This is a genomic window from Janthinobacterium sp. P210006 (assembly GCF_036231885.1).
Classification (GTDB): domain Bacteria; phylum Pseudomonadota; class Gammaproteobacteria; order Burkholderiales; family Burkholderiaceae_D; genus Janthinobacterium; species Janthinobacterium violaceinigrum.
On the sequence record NZ_JAZARD010000002.1, the window covers coordinates 284,605 to 300,519 of the forward strand.

Here is a 15,915-nt window from a genome sequence, read left to right on the forward strand (position 1 = left end):
GGGCGGGCAGGGCGGCAGCTCCAATTCCCGCTTGCCAGGACCATGCCGCCAACAGGGAGGAGCCATGCTGTGTCATCCGTTCCCGTTCCAGTTCGCCGCCGGCATCTGCGGCATGCAGCGGGTCACCGAATTTTTCTATTTGCAATGAACGCTGACCATGGATACCTGCGCCCGCCGCTACCTTGCCATCTTCTGCGCCTGCGTGCTGACCGCGCTGGCCCTCGTTTCCGCCGTCAATTACCGCGTCGATCCCTATTTGCTGCACCAGTGGGACACGCCGCTGGTGCAGCGCCTGCGCCCCACGTATGAAAAGCTCGCCGTGTGGGGCAAGACGTATGCGGTGGCGCGCTACCGGCCCGCCGTCGTGTACATCGGCAATTCGCGCACGGAAATGGGCTTGCCCACCAGGGTGCATGCCTTGTTCGATGGCAAGAGCATCTTCAACAGCGCCGTGTCGGGCGCCTCGATCGGCGACGCCATCCGCCTGGCCGAGCACGCGGCCAGGGTCAGCCATGTCGACACCATCGTCTGGGGCATCGATGCGCCCTCGTTTTCGCTGGAACTGGGCTCGGCCGGCGTGGAACCGGGCTTGACGGATGGCGGCCCCGCGTTTTTTGCGCGACGCGCCTTGCTCGACATCAAGCGCGGCCTGACTGTGGACATGACGCGCGACACCTGGCGCATCCTCAGCGGCACCTATGACGGCGCCTGCCTGTCCAGCCTGGCCTTGCACGGCCAGCGCGACCAGTCCTGCCTCACCGTCCGCAACCATGGCTGGGCCGGCACGGCCCGTTCCTTCACACCGCGGCTGCAGGAGTTCGGCGACGGCCTGGGGCCCACCGGGCCCGCGCTGCAAGCGTTCGACGCCAGCGTCGGCAAGCTGTGCCGGGGCGGCACGCGTTTGCGCGTCTACATCAATCCCACCCACGCGCTGACGCTCGACGCCCTGTACTGGCGGGGCAAGTGGGATGCCATGCAGCAATGGCAACGGGACCTGGCGCAGCTGGCAAAACGTCACCGCAACCAGGGCTGCGACGTGCGCGTGTATGATTTTTCGGGCTTCAACAGCATCACCAGCGAACCGATCCCGCAGGTGACGGGCGCGCGCGACATGCGTTACTACTGGGAGGCATCGCACTACCGCGACAATGTGGGTCACTTCATCCTGGCGCGCCTGTTCGGCGGCCCGTTGCCGCCGCCGGCGGACTTCGGCGTGGAGCTGACGGACGCTAACATGACGGCGCACCAGGCGACCATGCGCGCCGCGCGCGAGCGCTATCACGCGCAGCACGCCGCGGAAACGGCCTATCTGCGCCAGGCATTGACCTTGCCCCGCGAACCCAGATAGGATGACGTGGCACCAGGCGTACGCCGTGGAGCAGCGTGCTTGCGCTATGATGTAGTTTTGCCATCCAGCAAGTTCCGGGACTCATCATGAAAATCGCCTTCTTTGCCAGCCAGCCCTACGACCGCCGTTTCTTCGATGAAGCCTTGCCGTCCCAGCCCGACGCCGCCGGCATCGAACTGGTGTACCACAGCGCCTTGCTGAGCCAGGAAACCGTGGTCCTGGCGCAAGGCGCCGATGCCGTCTGCGTCTTTGTCAACGATGTGCTCGACGCGCCCGTGCTGGAAGCCCTGCATGGCTACGGCGTGCGCGCCATCCTGCTGCGTTGCGCCGGCTACAACAACCTGGACCTGGAAGCGGCGAAACGCCTGGGCCTGTTCGTTGCCCGCGTGCCAGCCTACTCCCCGGAAGCCGTGGCCGAATACACCCTGGCCCTGGTGCAGACCCTGAACCGCCACACGCACCGCGCGTATGCCCGCGTGCGCGAAGGCAATTTCTCGCTGGACGGCTTGCTGGGCGCCACCTTGCACGGCAAGACGGTGGGTATCGTCGGCACGGGCAAGATCGGCCTGGCCACGGCGCGCATTTTCAAGGGTTTCGGCTGCACGGTGCTGGGCCACGACCCGTATCCGGCGCCCGCGTTTGCGCAGCTGGGCACGATGGTGGAGCTGCCGCAGCTGCTGGCCGAGTCCGACATCGTCTCCCTGCATTGCCCATTGATGGAAAGCACGCGCCACATGATCAGCGAAGATACATTGCCGCTGATGAAGAGGGGCGCCATGCTGGTGAACACGTCGCGCGGCGGCCTGATCGACACGGGCGCCGTCATCGAGGCGCTCAAGTCGCGCCAGCTGGGCTCCCTGGCCATCGACGTGTATGAGCAGGAAAGCAATCTGTTCTTCCAGGACCGCTCGTCCGACATCATCGACGACGATATCTTCCAGCGCCTGATGACGTTCCCCAACGTGCTGGTGACGGGCCACCAGGGCTTCTTCACCATCGAAGCGCTGCGCGAGATCGCCGCCATCACGTATCACAACCTCGCTTGCTTCCGCCAAGGCAAGGCGTGCGAAAACAGCGTCTTAGCCGGCTGACGCGTTTTTTTTGGGCTTGGGCGGCGGCTTCGGTTTCGGCAGCGGCAAGGCATCGGCCGTGCGCCGCGCCAGCTGGCTGAGCCAGTCGCGCTCGTCCCACAGCCCGCCATCGATGAGGAAATAGGGCTTGGCTTGCGGGTAGGGCGGCGCTTCCTGCGGCGTACCCTCCATGCTGATCCAGGCGCGGCCCGCATCCGTCGGTTTGATGAACAGCTGGTCGTCGGCGACGATGGCGAACATCTTGCCATCGCAATACAGGCCGTACTCGCCAAACATTTTTTTCGCGCTGACACTGCCCGCGCCTGCCATCTGGTCGAGCAAAAAATCCACGGTGCCTTGCTGAGATGCCATGTCGTCCTCCCTGTGAGGGGCCAGTGTAGCGCAAGCCTGCGCGCCGGCGGGCTTTTTGCAGCGCCGCTCTGGCCAGCGGGGCCATGGTGCGGCTACACTACGGCCATGATTTTTTTGCATTGACGATACTGCCATGACACCCGAGCTGATTATCCACCGCGGCATCACCATCGCCACCCTGGCCGCCAGCCAGTCCGTGGCCACCCATTGCGCGCCCGGCCACACGGCCATCCGCGAGCAGGACGACGGCTGGTGGCTGTATTTTGTCGACGAAGACGGCACCGTCGACGGCTACGACAGCCCGTTCGCCAGCCACGCCGAAGCGCTGTGGGCGGCCAAGGCCGCAGCCGAGTTCAGCGCGCAATGAAGGCCAGTCCATGGGCCTTCCTGGGATTGCCGCAAGCGCCCGTGCCGGAAGCGGAAAGCGCGGAATACGGCGCCTGCCGCGCCACCTTGGACGGCAAGCGGCTGGTCTTGCGCGTGGCGAAAACCACGCCGACGAAAACCGGCCAGTTCGTCACTTCCTGGAAACGCCCCCATCCCGATGCCGAGATCGCCCCGCTGGACGAAGCGGACCCCGTTGATTTCCTCGTCATCGCCGTCAGCGACGGCGTACGGCATGGCTTTTTTATCTTGTCCCGCGCCGTGCTGCTCGAGCGCGGCGTGATGTCGCGCACCAGCGCCGGCGGCAAGCGGGCGCTGCGCGTCTATCCGCCCTGGTGCGCCCCCGCATCCGCCCAGGCCCTGCGCACGCAGCGCTGGCAGGCCGGCTGTTTTGTGGCGGCAGGCGACCAGCGCAGACTGGAACAGCTGCTCGGGCAGTGATTGTTGCCGTTGGCCTTGGAAGTTATCTGCGTCTTGCTGAAGCATTCCAATCGTCCGCTATCGGCCAGCACCCGTCGTTGAGTTCATCGAGAAAAACATGGAAAATATTCTTCGCCACATTCACGAGGGCCACTTCCGGGTCATCGAAGAGTTCAACGCCGCATTCGCTGTTCATGGCGGTTCAAGAAGCGCGTTCTCTGACAGTTTTTCGAAAGAAATTACTGAGAGATATCTTGCGGGTTCGATTGACTTCGACATTGCTGATTGTGCGATGAATGCACTATCCGCCTGGACGCCACTTGAAGATTTTTCTTCCTACTCTTGGGCGGTGTACCAAGCCTTTGATGAAGGAGAGTATATGCACCCAGGGCAAGTCATCGGTAGCAATGAAGATGTATATACTCGTCCATTGCTGCGTAAAGCAATGTCGGATTTCCATCCTCTGGATTGCAGCGAGCGGCCAGTAGCGGATACCCCACTAGCAACTTAAAGGAACTCAGTGGCCTATCATCTGATGATTTTTAAACAGTCTACAGCGATTGAGCCTGCTATCGATTTGTACTTGGGTTCTGCTCACACCGTGCATCTCTATTGGGAAGCTGCCAGCTTCGATATCGGGCTACCAACGATTAGCGCAATTATGGAGCGGGCTGATTCTGAGGCGGGATTCTGTCTGTCGGGTGCCACGCTAATTGCTTTTAAGGTGGAGGTGGAGCTGCTTTACAAACACTGGAATTCACCACAAAGTGGCCATGAATTGCCGCCTACCCATGCTGCACTGATGCGCACAGTGATTTTAGCATTGGGTGATGAGTCGTTTGATAACGCGACGCTGGTGATTGCATAGCCTGGCCTGGCGACAGGATTTGACAGCCTGTTCTGGCGCGGAACCTGGCAGCGCCGGCAACCGGCCACAAGCGCTCGCCGGAAGCACTCATCCGTGAACCCAGCCAATATGACAGAGTGACTTGATGAGAGATGTACTTGAAGAAAAACCAGAATTTGATACGCATGGCGCTGGGTGCCGTGCTGCTGTGGCCAGTCATGGCGCAGGCCGATATTATTCAGCGACACGTGTTTACAGCTATTTCTAGCGAACAAGATAGCGAAGGCGCCGATGTGCTGACCGTGGCGGAAGCCACGGCCTGCGGCGGCAATCGGCTGCGCATCAAAGAGGGGATGCTGGAAAACAAAGATGAGTATGCGAGCCTCAGGCCCGCACTCGCCGAGCGCATCCGTGATAAGACAGCAATGGTCGTGACACTGTTTGGCTGCCCTGTCGGGAAGACCGGCGAGGAGGCCGTTCCGTTTGCGCGCCTGATTGCCGGCTGCGGCCCGGGCACCTGTGCCGACGGCAAGGCGCGCCTGTATCTGGACGAACAGCTGATGCCGCAGGTCAAGCAGCGCTCGCCTTATGTGCTGGTGCTGCCCTTGCCCAAAGCCGCGTTGCCCGGTACCTGGAAGGTGGAGATTTTCGATACCATCAAGAGCGACCTGGTGCGTATCTCCGGACAGACCGATGCTGCCGATTTTGTTTCAGGCAAGATGGTGGGCGGCTACCGCCTTTATGATCGGGATGGCAACATCGAATCGCAGGTAGAGCAAGATGAGCATGGCCGCGAACATGGCGTAGCGACGACGTATTTCAGCGATGGCAAGCTGGAGTCGCGGGGGCAATGGCGCGAGGGCCTGCCCGTGGGTGTACACAATAGTTACCATCCCAACGGGAAGGTAAGCATTCGTCAGGTTTACAGCGACAAGGGCGTGCTGCTGAGTACCCAGCAGTTCACCGAGCAAGGTGCGCCGGTGTATGCCGATGGTCAAAAGTCGAAAAAATGAACTGATGCGGTGCGCGACGCTCCGGGAGTAGGTAGCGATGTAGCAGCGATGCACGGCGCCCAGGGATTCCTGTTCGCTTTGACGGTGGCGAGGGTGGCTGTTGCGTCCGGTGGTGCCCATCGAAAGTTTTTCAATTATTAACATGCTGTGCCTGTCCATACGGCCGTGTTCGACCAACAGCTGACCTTAACGAATTCATGCCTTCTGATGGGGAAAACATGATGAACGATGAGCAAGGAACGCCGGACGACAGCGCCGGTATGGATGCGCCGATGGCAGGCCACGACCTGGTGGCACAAGCCCCTACGCCAGCGATAGCGGAAGTGACCCCGATGCTGGCATTGAGTACCGATGCCAGCAATCAGGGCGGGATCGCCGCACCGGCCGCGCCCGGTTGGCAGGCATCCGACAAGTCGCTGATATATGCGTTTGGCAAGATCGGCTATGACTTCGGAACCCAGGCCCGCATGGATAGTATTTTTCAATTGATGGAGCCCGATCACAGCCCGTTCAATACCGAACAATTGCTTGATTTCCTCGCAAAACGCGAAGCCGAAACGCGCATGCTGATTTGGACCTTGAATGTCGATCTGACGCCGGTGTACGCGCTTGAACCAGGCGAGCCATGCTCTCGCGACACGTATGCGCTGCTGATCGGTGCACTGGAAGGCCAGGTGAGAGGGGAAGGCGACGCAGGTTATATCGCGCGAGTCGCCATCCCCGGCTATTTGACGGGGAAAAAGGTGCGGCTGTATTCGGGCCAGGTGGTGCCTGTCGTGTCGGTGCCAGCGCGCGCGATCTATTACTGTGACGTCAATCAGATCATAGAGGACGCAGTCAAGGCGGTGGGCGCCAACCAGGCAGCTGAGCAAGTGGATAAATTGCGCATCGGCTTGCGCGAATGTCTGAACCGGATCTACTGCAGCGTCTGCAACCTGGGCATGTGGTCGTCCGACCGGGCCACGAATTTTGTCGCTATCAATGCCGCCCAGACGGTCACGGCACTCACACACGATCTGCTCGCCGGCAGTAGCGGCGGCATCTGGCAGTTGGCCCAGATCGCCGTCGAGAAAAGTCCCGTCTGCCGCGTGGATTCCGACTGCTGGGACGTGAAACTGGCTTTCTTTGATCCGGAAAACCACCGCCGTCCCATGCGTATCGTCTGCTATACCATTGATGTCAGCAATGTCATGCCGGTCACGATAGGCGAGCCGAAGTCGTGGGAAGCGAATATGTTCTGACATTCCAGCAATTCTCGCTGATGAAAGTCGTGCGTCTGACCTGAATGCCCGCCTGCGCTGCAGAGACTAATGCCGCGCTCAAGCCAAAGCTGCTTGAGTTTCGGCGCTTACATCGACCTGGCCGGCAACTGAACGCCTGCCGGTGCGGTCAAGCAAGGCGTTCGCGGACGGCACGGGCCTGCGGGCGGCAATGGCGCGAATGCGCCAGGTATTTTTTGCTGGCCTGGGGGCGCACTCACTGATAGGCTTGCACATGCAAGATGGTCAACACGTCAAGTCTTGCCAACCCTGTTGATGCCTGGCTGGATGCCCATGTTCTGCAAGCTGGCCTTTCCCTGGACATAAGCAAGCAACCCACAAGACCTCCCCATGAAAACTTCTGATGCTCACCGCAAAACGTTTTTTTCACCAAGAATACTGGCGGCTTCTTTCCTGTTGATGATCTCCACATGCGCGCATGCCCAAGCGGACGGCCATTCACATGGGGAAAAGACAGACGACTACGCTGCCAGAATTGATCGTTTAATAAAGGAAACGAGTCCGCGAAGTTTCAATGGCGTCATTCTTGTCACGAAAAATGGAAAAACACAATATTCAAAAGCTTTCGGCTATGCGGATTTTGAAAATAAGATACCGTTAAAGCCGGACGATAATTTCAGGATCATGTCGAATAGCAAGCAGGTCACGGCTGTATTGGTATTGAGGGAAGTCGAAAAAGGAAAAATAGACTTGCACAGTCCCGTTAGAAGATACTTGCCCGACTTGCCGCAGGCCTGGGCCGATACGGTGACGGTGCATCAACTGCTCAATTTTTCGTCTGGCATCACGGAAATCGACAAGCCGCTGAGCTTCAAGCCCGGAACGGATTTCTTATATGGCGTAACAACTTATACCATGCTGGGCAGTATTTTTGAAAAAACAAGCGGGAAAACGTATATCGAGGCAGCAAATGACTTGTTCAACGAACTGGGGATGAAGAACAGCTTTTGCTATGAGGAAAATAAAGAGAATAAGGTTATCAATGGCTATGTGAATTCAAAAAATACTTACACATTGAAGGAACATCCAGTCCAGGGCGAATACTGGGTTGGCTTCATTCCAGCCGGTGGTATTGTTTCAAACGCAAGAGACTTGAATATTTGGGATGAAAAACTGCACAAGGGAAGAATTTTGAGCCCGAAAACCTATAAGCTGATGACCAGTTATGATATATCGAGCCAGCATGTTGCTTTCGGTGATGAAAAAAAAGGTTATGGTTATGGCGTGTATGTCAGCGATACAACGCCGGTGAAATATATCGGCCACTCGGGAAAAGGCCTAGGGTTTGCCTCCATTAAAGTTTATTTTCCTGAAAAAGATGTGGATGTTGTTGTCTTGGAAAATCAATATAGCGAAGACAGCGGCCTTCATTACTATTTTGAAAGAAAAATCAGGGAAATCGTAACGAGTAGCAGTCTTGTGAGATAGTCAAGGCTGGCTCGAATAGCAGTTTCGCACGGCGAACGGCAGCAGTCGGGCAATAGCGCAAGGTCAGGACGATGTTCGGCCTGAATTGCACTGCCAAGATGCGCCTGCTATCATCGCTTGCATTCAATGCAACGACAATCTGGAGTTTACAGTGACGGCATACATCCCCGCATCGATCTGGTTGCTCTCGGCAGTGGCTTGCCATCTGATTGCCAAACGGCGCCTCCTGAAGAGGACGGCTGTCAGGGACATGGTGGTCGCTCTGACCGGCCCGTTTGCCATCCCCTGGTTTCTCATCGCCAAGTCCGAAAAAGCCTGAGCACGCTGCCTCCACGCAGTCCTGGACTGTGGATGGCATCTGAATCTCCGGCAAGGTCACCGGCCCGACACTTTTGCTTCATTTAGTCAAATACAAAGGTGAATTGATGCAATTATCCAATTATCTTTTCTTTACTACCCGCTGCGAACAAGCCCTGACGTTCTACGCGCAATGCGGGCTGGGCAAGATAAGCGATGTCTTGCGATTTGGTGTCGATGGCATGCCGGTGCCAAATGAATCGATGCGCGGAAAGATCATGCATGCGCGATTCGAGGGGCCAGGTGTGTTGTTCTTTGCCTCCGACAATGATGATGCGGAGCCCATGCGCGGGTCGGCACACATTTTGCAAATGAATGATAAACAATTAACGAAGCAGCTTTTTGACAAGCTGGCCGATAACGGTGTGGTTACAACACCTCTCGCTACCCAAATTTGGGGCGATTACTACGGTAAATTGACCGACCAGTTTGGTGTTCAATGGATGTTCAATTGTTCCGCCTGAGTTACTCTTGCTGGCAGTGGACAGGTCTGGTGTCAGGAAATGGCCGGGAGCGCAAAAAATCCCAGGACCTGGAACGAAGGCTGGCACCAACCTTTGTCCATGGGGCGCAGGGCAACGCATCACGGATAGTGACGAAAATAAGGTCTTTGGTTACTGCCGAGGGCGCTTGAACAATGATGCACTCGACGCATTCCAGCCAGAGACCGGCCGACGTGGGCATCGGGCCATCACTGAACATGAATGCAAATGTTGAATACGAGATTTTTTGATGCGATTGCATCTGCGGTGGACTTGGATGACCCTGCGGAACAATTTTTGGCTCAGCGATTCATGAGGCGATTGGAAGAGTGACGTCACAATTGCCTGAGGTTGCCAAGTCAGCTGCAGCTGTGGCGAATCGCTTCACCACTGGTGCGGCGACGGCCGAGGAAGTCATTGCCGAGCGCGTACGCCTGTGGCGAGCCATTGAAGGACGAGACCAATCGGACAAGCCGGACGTTTTGAAAATCAGAACGGCCATCTGCGTCCTGCATCCCATGGATATTGCTAATTCTGCCGAAACATTGGAGTATTTTTTTGCGTTTTGGCAGCAAGCAGGCTTGGCACAGGCGGAGCTCGAGGCCGCTATTCAGAGCACGTATGGAATTTGAGGCGGCTGCAACTGGCCAAGAGCCGCCTGCGATGACAGCGATGGCCTTTGTCGGCCCAGAAGCGGACCATTACACCCGTTTGTAAGGAACAGCATGATACACCGTGAACGGCTCACCGCAACGATCGACGGCGACTTTGTCGTTTTTCTCATCGGCATGCGTCTTAACCAGCCATGGAAGGTGCACAAGTGGTGGCCGGTTGCCGCCGCGATGCCACGCATGATCAGCGAGCTGCGGCGCCAGCCCGAGCTGGGCTTGCTGCATGCGGAGATGTGGTTTTCAAGAACGCTTATTATGGTGCAGTACTGGCGCTCGATGGACCAATTGATGAGCTATGCCACCAGCAGGCAGGCGGCTCATCTGCCGGCGTGGAAGGCGTTCAATCAAGCTGTGGGTACCGATGGAACGGTCGGCATCTGGCACGAAACCTTCGCCGTCGCTGCGGGGGCCTACGAGAGCGTGTATGTCAACATGCCGGCCTTTGGGCTGGGCCGTGCCGGCACTCTGGAAGCGGCGACTGGGCACAAGCATTCAGCGGCGGACCGGCTCGGCGTAGCCAAAAAGCCTGAGTAGCGCCGCAAGAAGCGTTCGCTTTGGGGCGAAAGCGGACGTATAAAGCCATGCTGGGTCCTTCAGGCGGAAAGCCTGTTCGCTGCCGGACTGATGCCACGGCGCATGCACTTCACAGCTTGTTCATGGCGACTCACGGTCATTCGTGACAAGGCGGATGGCTTTCTGTCGCGAACGGCGGGCCAATACGCGCGGCACCTTTCTTTTGCTCGCTTATGAGTTTCATGTTTTCAATATTTTCTTGTCCGGTGCTCTTGGCCGGAACAGGAATGTCTGCATTGCCTCCATTTGCCGTCATGCGTCAATGGCAGAATAAACTTCCCCATCGGCCTCATATAGTATTTTTCACCTTATTTCGCCTTGTAAATTGAGCGCAATTAAAAATACAATACGAGAAAATTACCAAGGGGAAATATGGGTATCAAATATCGCATCGATGAAGACCTTGCATTCCTAGAGTATTGCAAGGAAGAGGATTTGCGTATTCTGGCTGGCTATCTCACGCATGACAAGGATGGATCGGCGCGCATTGCCAGCGAACTTCTGGAAGATAAAGACTTCAAGCGTTATGATGGACACAAGGAGCAGTACCGGCAATGCTGGAAGTTGATTGCAGGTGAGCTGCAGCATTTCGGCGGCGACACCATCGTCAACCTGTTTCGCGGGGATGGCGTGCTTTACAAGGAAATCTTGTCGGACGTTTGCGATAACCAGAACGTCAAGACGGGAAAAAACAGCTCTGCCTATGATATGGAAAATAAGCTGCTGGAGAAATTCATCGGCGATGCATGGGAAAAACTCAGTGCGGAACAACGTGCTTCGCTGCTGAAGGAATTTGACATCAATAAAATGTCACGCGATGCGGAAGGACTGGCCTTGCTGAAAGCGGCCTTGATGAGCGGCGGCATCGGTTCCCTGCAAATATCGGCGCTGATCGCCAGTTCCGCTGCAAGCATGTTTGCAGGGCGGGCAATTGGCGTCATTGCCACAGGCGGCCTGGGCAGAAGCCTGGCCATGTTTGCCGGACCCATCGGACTGGCCGTGTCGGCGGCGCTCACCGTGCCTGCAATCAGCGGTGCCGCATATCGCGTCACTATCCCTTCCGTCATTCAGGTCGCGTATATGCGCCGGGAATGTGAAACGCGTGATTTTTTCTAAGGAAATATAAATGTTGCAAGAAACAATATGGATCGTCGACCAGGCCAAATTGAAGCCGGTGCTGATACAGGCCTTAGCGGAAGGCAAGGCAACCATACATGACGGCGTGGCATACTGGGCCGAGGGCAGCGGCGGGTCCGGTATTATCCAGCATCTTCCGTTCAAGGAAAGTGCCGCCATGAGCGTGGAAGAAGCGCTGAAAATGGCGCAAGCGACAACAGTGGCCGCTGCGGCCGTCTCGACCGGCATTATTCTTGCCGCGATTGTGGTGCAGACAAAGTATTTGGCAAAGAAGCTGGATAAAATCCAGGCAACGGTCGACGTCATTGCGCAAGATGTGCATTCGCAGCACATTGTGTTTTACATGGATAAGATCAGCGAATATGTGGGGCAGGTGGAAGCAGCGCGAACCTTGTTGCAGGATCGGAGTCTGGCAGAGGAAGTACGCGAGCTGGCCATTCCGCTGCTGACCAGAATGGCGGGGAAACGCAATGAAGTCCTGTCCTTTATCGATAATATTCTTGCCTTGGCCAATACGTCCAAAGACGTGACCCCTAAGCATTTCGCGCTGATCACCAATTTCGCCCAATTAATGCTCGACATCATGCCAGCCGGAATTCATATCGAATATCTGCTTTGCGCGCGTATCGGCAAGCTGCGGCTGGCAGAACATCTGCTGCTCGATGGCGCCGGGCGATATAACGACGGTTTGCAAATCTTCCGCAGTTTCATGAATGACTTGCATCGTGAAGTGATACGCGGCGGCGCGGGAGAGCGCAGCGACGTCTACCGCTCCGTCGAAGCGAACGCGATGCAGCTTTTCAAATCCGAGCACGGAAAAATGCTGCTATCGCTGCCCGCCGGCCGCGCTGCCAGGTAACGGCAGGCTGCCTGCCGGCGCTACCTTGCTCACCACATAGCGGTATTTTCCCGAGGCTTCTGCCGCTATTTCCTCGACTTCCTCGATGGCGATGTCCACCTGCGCGCCCAGCCGGGCCTGGAAGCCGCTCACGATGGCGGTGCGCGTGGCGTCGTCCAGGCGGGGCAGGCAGACCAGCAGCACGCGCGTGCGCAGCAGGCTTTCCTGGATAATCTTGAAGCTGCGCACCTGCGGCAGTTCGCGCACGATGTAGACGAGGGCCAGGCCGTGCATGACGGTGCCGTCCTGCGCCGTGAGGAAATCCGTGCTGCGCCCTTCGATCTTTTGCAGCAGGGGCAGGCCCCGTCCGCAGGTGCAGGGCTGCGTGCCCAGCGCGCCCACGTCGCCCGTGGCATAACGGATGAACGGGTAGTCTTGCGTGGCCAGGTGGGTGACGACGATTTCGCCCGTGGCGCCTGGCGGCAGCGGCTGGCCCTGGCCATCGACGATTTCCACGATGACGTCTTCAGCCGTGATGTGCATGCCGCCGTCCGGGCATTCGTGGGCGATGAAGCCCGCGTCGCGCCCGCCGTAGCCGTTGGCCACGGGGCAGCCGAAGGCGGCGGCGATCTGCGCGCGCTGTTCGTCGTACAGGCGTTCGGCCGTGACGAACGCCACTTTCACGCCCAGGCCGTCGAGCGGCAGGTCGCGCGCGCCGGCGTGGCTGGCGATGCGGCACAGGGCTGACGGGTAGCCGAACAGCATGCGCGGACGCCAGCGGCGCAGCTGCTGCACGTAGCCATCGAGGCGCGCGGGCGACATGGAAAAGGCGGGCAGCAGCGTGGTGCGCAGCAGCGCATCGCGCAGGCGGCGCACGCGGTCTTGCGCGTGCAGCTCGATGGGCGAACCCCACAGCACGGCTTCGCGGTCGCCGATATCGACGCCCCACCAGCGCGTGGCGCGCCACTTGGCGGCGATGTCGTGGCTGATGCGGCGCCGGCCAAGGAGGAACTGCAGCGGTTCGCCGCTGGAGCCGCCCGTGGAGAACGGGCGCAAGCCCACGGCGCGGGCGGACTTGAAGCTGTCCCGCGCACTCGCAATATCAACCTTGCGCAGCAGCGGCAGGCGCGACAGGTCGGCCAGCTGCCGCACCTGTTCCGGGTCGAAGCCGCAGCGGGCGAACAGCGCGCGGTAGTAAGGCACGTGGTCGCCCGCATGGCGCAGCAGCGCGCGCAGGCGCGCCAGCTGCCACTGCTGCAGCTGCTGCGCGCTCCACCACTGCGAGCGTTCCAGCCGGCGCAGCAGGCGCGCGCTGTGGTGGCCCTTGAACCATTCATGCAGGGGAAACAGCCAGCGGGCGACGCAGCGCGTGTAGGCACCCGGGCGCGGCGCAGTGCGGATGCGGCGGTAGTGCGCGGCCAGCCTGGGTGCGATGCCGGGCCAGCCGAAGGCGGAGGCGTGCATCAGGCCCGCCTGCGCCATCGCCTGCGCGCGCGGCGGGGCGCGCAGCAGCGCCACGATGGCCTGCGCCATGGCGGCCGGATCGCCGGGCGGCACCAGCAGCGCCGTCACGCCGTCCTGCAGCAGGGCGGGGATGCCGCCCACATCGGTGCTGACGACGGGCACGCCGCACGCCAGCGCTTCGAGCACGGAAATGGGCATGTTGTCGGCCAGGCTGGGATTGAGGACGATGTCGCTGGCCTGGTACAGGGCCGGCATGGCGGCGTTGTCGACGGGGCCGGCAAAGCGCACGGAATCGAGAATGCCCAGCGACCTGGCCAGGCGCGCCAGCGCCGCGCGCTGCGGCCCGCCGCCGGCCAGCACCAGGCGCGCCGCGGGATAGGCCTGGCGCACGATGGCAAGCGCGCGCACGGCGCTGGCGTTGTCGTACAGGCTTTCCAGGTGGCGCGCCACGAGGATGCAGGGCGCCTCGGCCGCTGACGCGCGCGGTGCGGCCGGCGTAAAGCGCTGCAAGTCCACCACGTTGGGCACGACGTGGGCCGTATGGCCATATTGCTCGAAGATGGCGGCCAGGTAGGCGGAAGGCACGACGATGGCGCTGGCGCGGCGCAGGCTGAACGCCACCAGGCGCGGCGCGTGGGCGAAAAAAACGGCTGCTTCGCCGCCCCGGTAGTTGAGCAGGGCCGGCTTGCCTTTCAGGCTGGCGATCCACAGCGCGGGCGCCGCGTGCAGGTGCCAGGACCAGCCGGAATTGGCCATGATGTGGAACAGGTCGACCGTATTGGCCGTGCGCCACAGCCGCCACAGGTACACAGGCAGGCGCAGCGCGGCGCGCAGGTAGCGGATGCGCGCCAGCCAGGGCGGCAGCACGGAGCCGTTGACGGCCAGCAGCTGCACTTGCGCGCCGTCGTCGCGCAGCAGGCGCGCCAGTTGCTCCGTTTGATTCGCCATGCCGCCGGCCGGCGGCGGCAGCGGGCCGACCAGCGCGATGCGCAGGCCCGTGAAGATCATGGCGCCACTTCCGCAGTCCTGCGCGCCGCCATGCGCGCATACACGGGCGCATAGCGGGCCACGCTGGCGTCCCAGCTGCGCTCCGTCTCGACGAACGCGCGCGCCTGGCGCCGCAGCGCAGGCCAGCTGGCGGGCGCCAGCAGCAGGACCAGTATGGCCTGCGCCAGCGCCTCGGCGTCGCCGGCGCGAAACAGCATGCCCGTCTTGCCATGTTCGATCAGTTCGCGGTGGCCGCCCACGTCGGACGCCACGACGAGGCGGCCCTGCGCCATCGCTTCGAGCGGTTTCAAGGGCGTCACCAGCTCCGTCAGGCGCATGGGCAGGCGCGGATACACGCAGATGTCGACCAGCTGATAATAGGCGGCCACCTGCGCATGCGGCACCCTGCCTGCGAACACCACGGCGTGGGCTATGTCCAAGTGCGCCGCCAGCGCGCGCAGCGCCGCTTCCTGCGGGCCGCCGCCGGCCAGCAGCAGCCGCAGCGCCGGCTGCGCGGCCAGCATGCGCGGCATGGCGCGCAGCAGCAGGGCCAGTCCCTCGTAAGCATAGAACGAGCCGATGAAGCCGATGACCAGGTGGCCATGCAAGCCCAGTTTGTGCGCCAGCCACAGATCGCCGGGTGCGGTGACGCTGAATGCGCCCGCATCGACGGCGTTCGGAATCACGGTGATCTTGTGCGCGGGCACGCCGCGCGCGCGCAGCTCGCGCCGCAAGCCGTCGCAGATGGTGGTGACGGCGTCGGCGCGGCGCAGCGCGTAGTTTTCCAGCGCCCGCGTGAGCCGGTAGCGCAAGCCGCCGGGCCGGCTGCTGCCATGGTCGGCGGCCGCGTCTTCCCAGAACGCGCGCACTTCGTACACGACGGGGATGCCCAGCGCGCGCCCCGCGTTGAGGGCGGCGATGGCGTTCAGGGCGGGCGAATGCGCGTGCAGGATGTCGGGCTGGAGGCGCTGCGCCAGCGCGCGCAGGCGCACGGCCAGGCCGATGACGACGGCCACCTGGCGCAGCACGGGCAGGCTCGCCCACCAGCGCGCAGCGGGCGCCGTGCGGTAGAAATGCCAGCCATCGACCAGCTGCTGGGCGCCGTCGGCCGGCCCCTGTTTGGCACTGGTGAGCTGCATGGTGTGCCAGCCCAGCGCCCGTTGCTGCCGCAGGATGGCCAGGGTGCGGAAGCTGTAGCCGCTGTGCAGGGGCAGCGAGTGGTCGAGGATGTGCAGGATGCGCAT

At 60.5% G+C, this 15,915-nt stretch carries 17 protein-coding genes; 14 read left to right on the forward strand and 3 right to left on the reverse strand.

Going from position 1 to position 15,915, the window contains the following annotated elements; genetic code table 11:
• Nucleotides 1–157: 157 nt before the first annotated feature.
• Both VPH41_RS09675 and VPH41_RS09680 read left to right on the forward strand, forming a co-directional pair.
• The gene (locus VPH41_RS09675) at nucleotides 158–1,348 is read left to right on the forward strand and encodes a hypothetical protein (RefSeq protein WP_328569811.1); all 1,191 of its coding nucleotides are present in this window, start codon (nucleotides 158–160) and stop codon (nucleotides 1,346–1,348) included.
• A gap of 86 nt (nucleotides 1,349–1,434) precedes the next feature.
• Entirely contained in the window at nucleotides 1,435–2,439 is a 1,005-nt protein-coding gene (locus tag VPH41_RS09680; RefSeq protein WP_328569812.1) for a 2-hydroxyacid dehydrogenase, read from the forward strand.
• Here VPH41_RS09680 and VPH41_RS09685 read toward each other — a convergent pair.
• Nucleotides 2,428–2,790 (reverse strand): TfoX/Sxy family protein, encoded by a 363-nt coding sequence (locus VPH41_RS09685; RefSeq protein ID WP_328569813.1) that lies wholly within the window; start codon nucleotides 2,788–2,790, stop codon nucleotides 2,428–2,430. The two genes, VPH41_RS09680 and VPH41_RS09685, sit on opposite strands and share 12 nt — an antisense overlap.
• A gap of 133 nt (nucleotides 2,791–2,923) precedes the next feature.
• Here VPH41_RS09685 and VPH41_RS09690 point away from each other — a divergent pair, with 133 nt between their 5' ends.
• The 12 genes from VPH41_RS09690 (at nucleotide 2,924) to VPH41_RS09745 (ending at nucleotide 12,241) form a co-directional block, all read left to right on the forward strand.
• The gene (locus VPH41_RS09690; RefSeq protein WP_328569814.1) at nucleotides 2,924–3,157 is read left to right on the forward strand and encodes a hypothetical protein; all 234 of its coding nucleotides are present in this window, start codon (nucleotides 2,924–2,926) and stop codon (nucleotides 3,155–3,157) included.
• Nucleotides 3,154–3,615 carry a MepB family protein gene (locus VPH41_RS09695; protein ID WP_328569815.1) on the forward strand — a complete coding sequence of 154 codons (462 nt, stop codon included), beginning with the start codon at nucleotides 3,154–3,156 and terminating at the stop codon, nucleotides 3,613–3,615. The genes VPH41_RS09690 and VPH41_RS09695 overlap by 4 nt, the downstream gene beginning before the upstream one ends.
• A 97-nt stretch (nucleotides 3,616–3,712) precedes the next feature.
• Nucleotides 3,713–4,105: a hypothetical protein gene (locus VPH41_RS09700; RefSeq protein WP_328569816.1), complete on the forward strand. Its 393-nt coding sequence runs from the start codon at nucleotides 3,713–3,715 to the stop codon at nucleotides 4,103–4,105.
• 9 nt (nucleotides 4,106–4,114) lie between these two features.
• Entirely contained in the window at nucleotides 4,115–4,462 is a 348-nt protein-coding gene (locus tag VPH41_RS09705) for a hypothetical protein (protein ID WP_328569817.1), read from the forward strand.
• Between the two features lie 131 nt (nucleotides 4,463–4,593).
• A complete protein-coding gene (locus tag VPH41_RS09710) occupies nucleotides 4,594–5,454 on the forward strand; it encodes a toxin-antitoxin system YwqK family antitoxin (RefSeq protein WP_328569818.1) in 861 nt (286 codons plus the stop codon).
• 218 nt (nucleotides 5,455–5,672) lie between these two features.
• A complete protein-coding gene (locus VPH41_RS09715) occupies nucleotides 5,673–6,695 on the forward strand; it encodes a hypothetical protein (RefSeq protein ID WP_328569819.1) in 1,023 nt (340 codons plus the stop codon).
• A gap of 369 nt (nucleotides 6,696–7,064) precedes the next feature.
• Nucleotides 7,065–8,162, forward strand: a complete 1,098-nt coding sequence (locus VPH41_RS09720; RefSeq protein WP_328569820.1) for a serine hydrolase domain-containing protein — start codon at nucleotides 7,065–7,067, stop codon at nucleotides 8,160–8,162.
• A gap of 425 nt (nucleotides 8,163–8,587) precedes the next feature.
• Nucleotides 8,588–8,983 carry a VOC family protein gene (locus VPH41_RS09725; RefSeq protein WP_328569821.1) on the forward strand — a complete coding sequence of 132 codons (396 nt, stop codon included), beginning with the start codon at nucleotides 8,588–8,590 and terminating at the stop codon, nucleotides 8,981–8,983.
• Nucleotides 8,984–9,330: 347 nt separating this feature from the next.
• On the forward strand, nucleotides 9,331–9,633 hold the full coding sequence (locus tag VPH41_RS09730; RefSeq protein ID WP_328569822.1) for a hypothetical protein: 303 nt from the start codon (nucleotides 9,331–9,333) through the stop codon (nucleotides 9,631–9,633).
• A 93-nt stretch (nucleotides 9,634–9,726) separates the two neighbouring features.
• Complete coding sequence (locus VPH41_RS09735; protein WP_328569823.1) at nucleotides 9,727–10,206, forward strand: DUF4188 domain-containing protein; 480 nt, start codon at nucleotides 9,727–9,729, stop codon at nucleotides 10,204–10,206.
• 411 nt (nucleotides 10,207–10,617) lie between these two features.
• A complete protein-coding gene (locus VPH41_RS09740; RefSeq protein WP_328569824.1) occupies nucleotides 10,618–11,361 on the forward strand; it encodes a DUF3944 domain-containing protein in 744 nt (247 codons plus the stop codon).
• Between the two features lie 10 nt (nucleotides 11,362–11,371).
• The gene (locus tag VPH41_RS09745; RefSeq protein ID WP_328569825.1) at nucleotides 11,372–12,241 is read left to right on the forward strand and encodes a hypothetical protein; all 870 of its coding nucleotides are present in this window, start codon (nucleotides 11,372–11,374) and stop codon (nucleotides 12,239–12,241) included.
• Here VPH41_RS09745 and VPH41_RS09750 read toward each other — a convergent pair.
• Nucleotides 12,209–14,692: a glycosyltransferase gene (locus VPH41_RS09750; protein ID WP_328569826.1), complete on the reverse strand. Its 2,484-nt coding sequence runs from the start codon at nucleotides 14,690–14,692 to the stop codon at nucleotides 12,209–12,211. The genes VPH41_RS09745 and VPH41_RS09750 overlap by 33 nt on opposite strands.
• Nucleotides 14,689–15,915 carry a TIGR04063 family PEP-CTERM/XrtA system glycosyltransferase gene (locus VPH41_RS09755; RefSeq protein ID WP_328569827.1) on the reverse strand — a complete coding sequence of 409 codons (1,227 nt, stop codon included), beginning with the start codon at nucleotides 15,913–15,915 and terminating at the stop codon, nucleotides 14,689–14,691. Before VPH41_RS09755 ends, VPH41_RS09750 begins: the two co-directional genes overlap by 4 nt.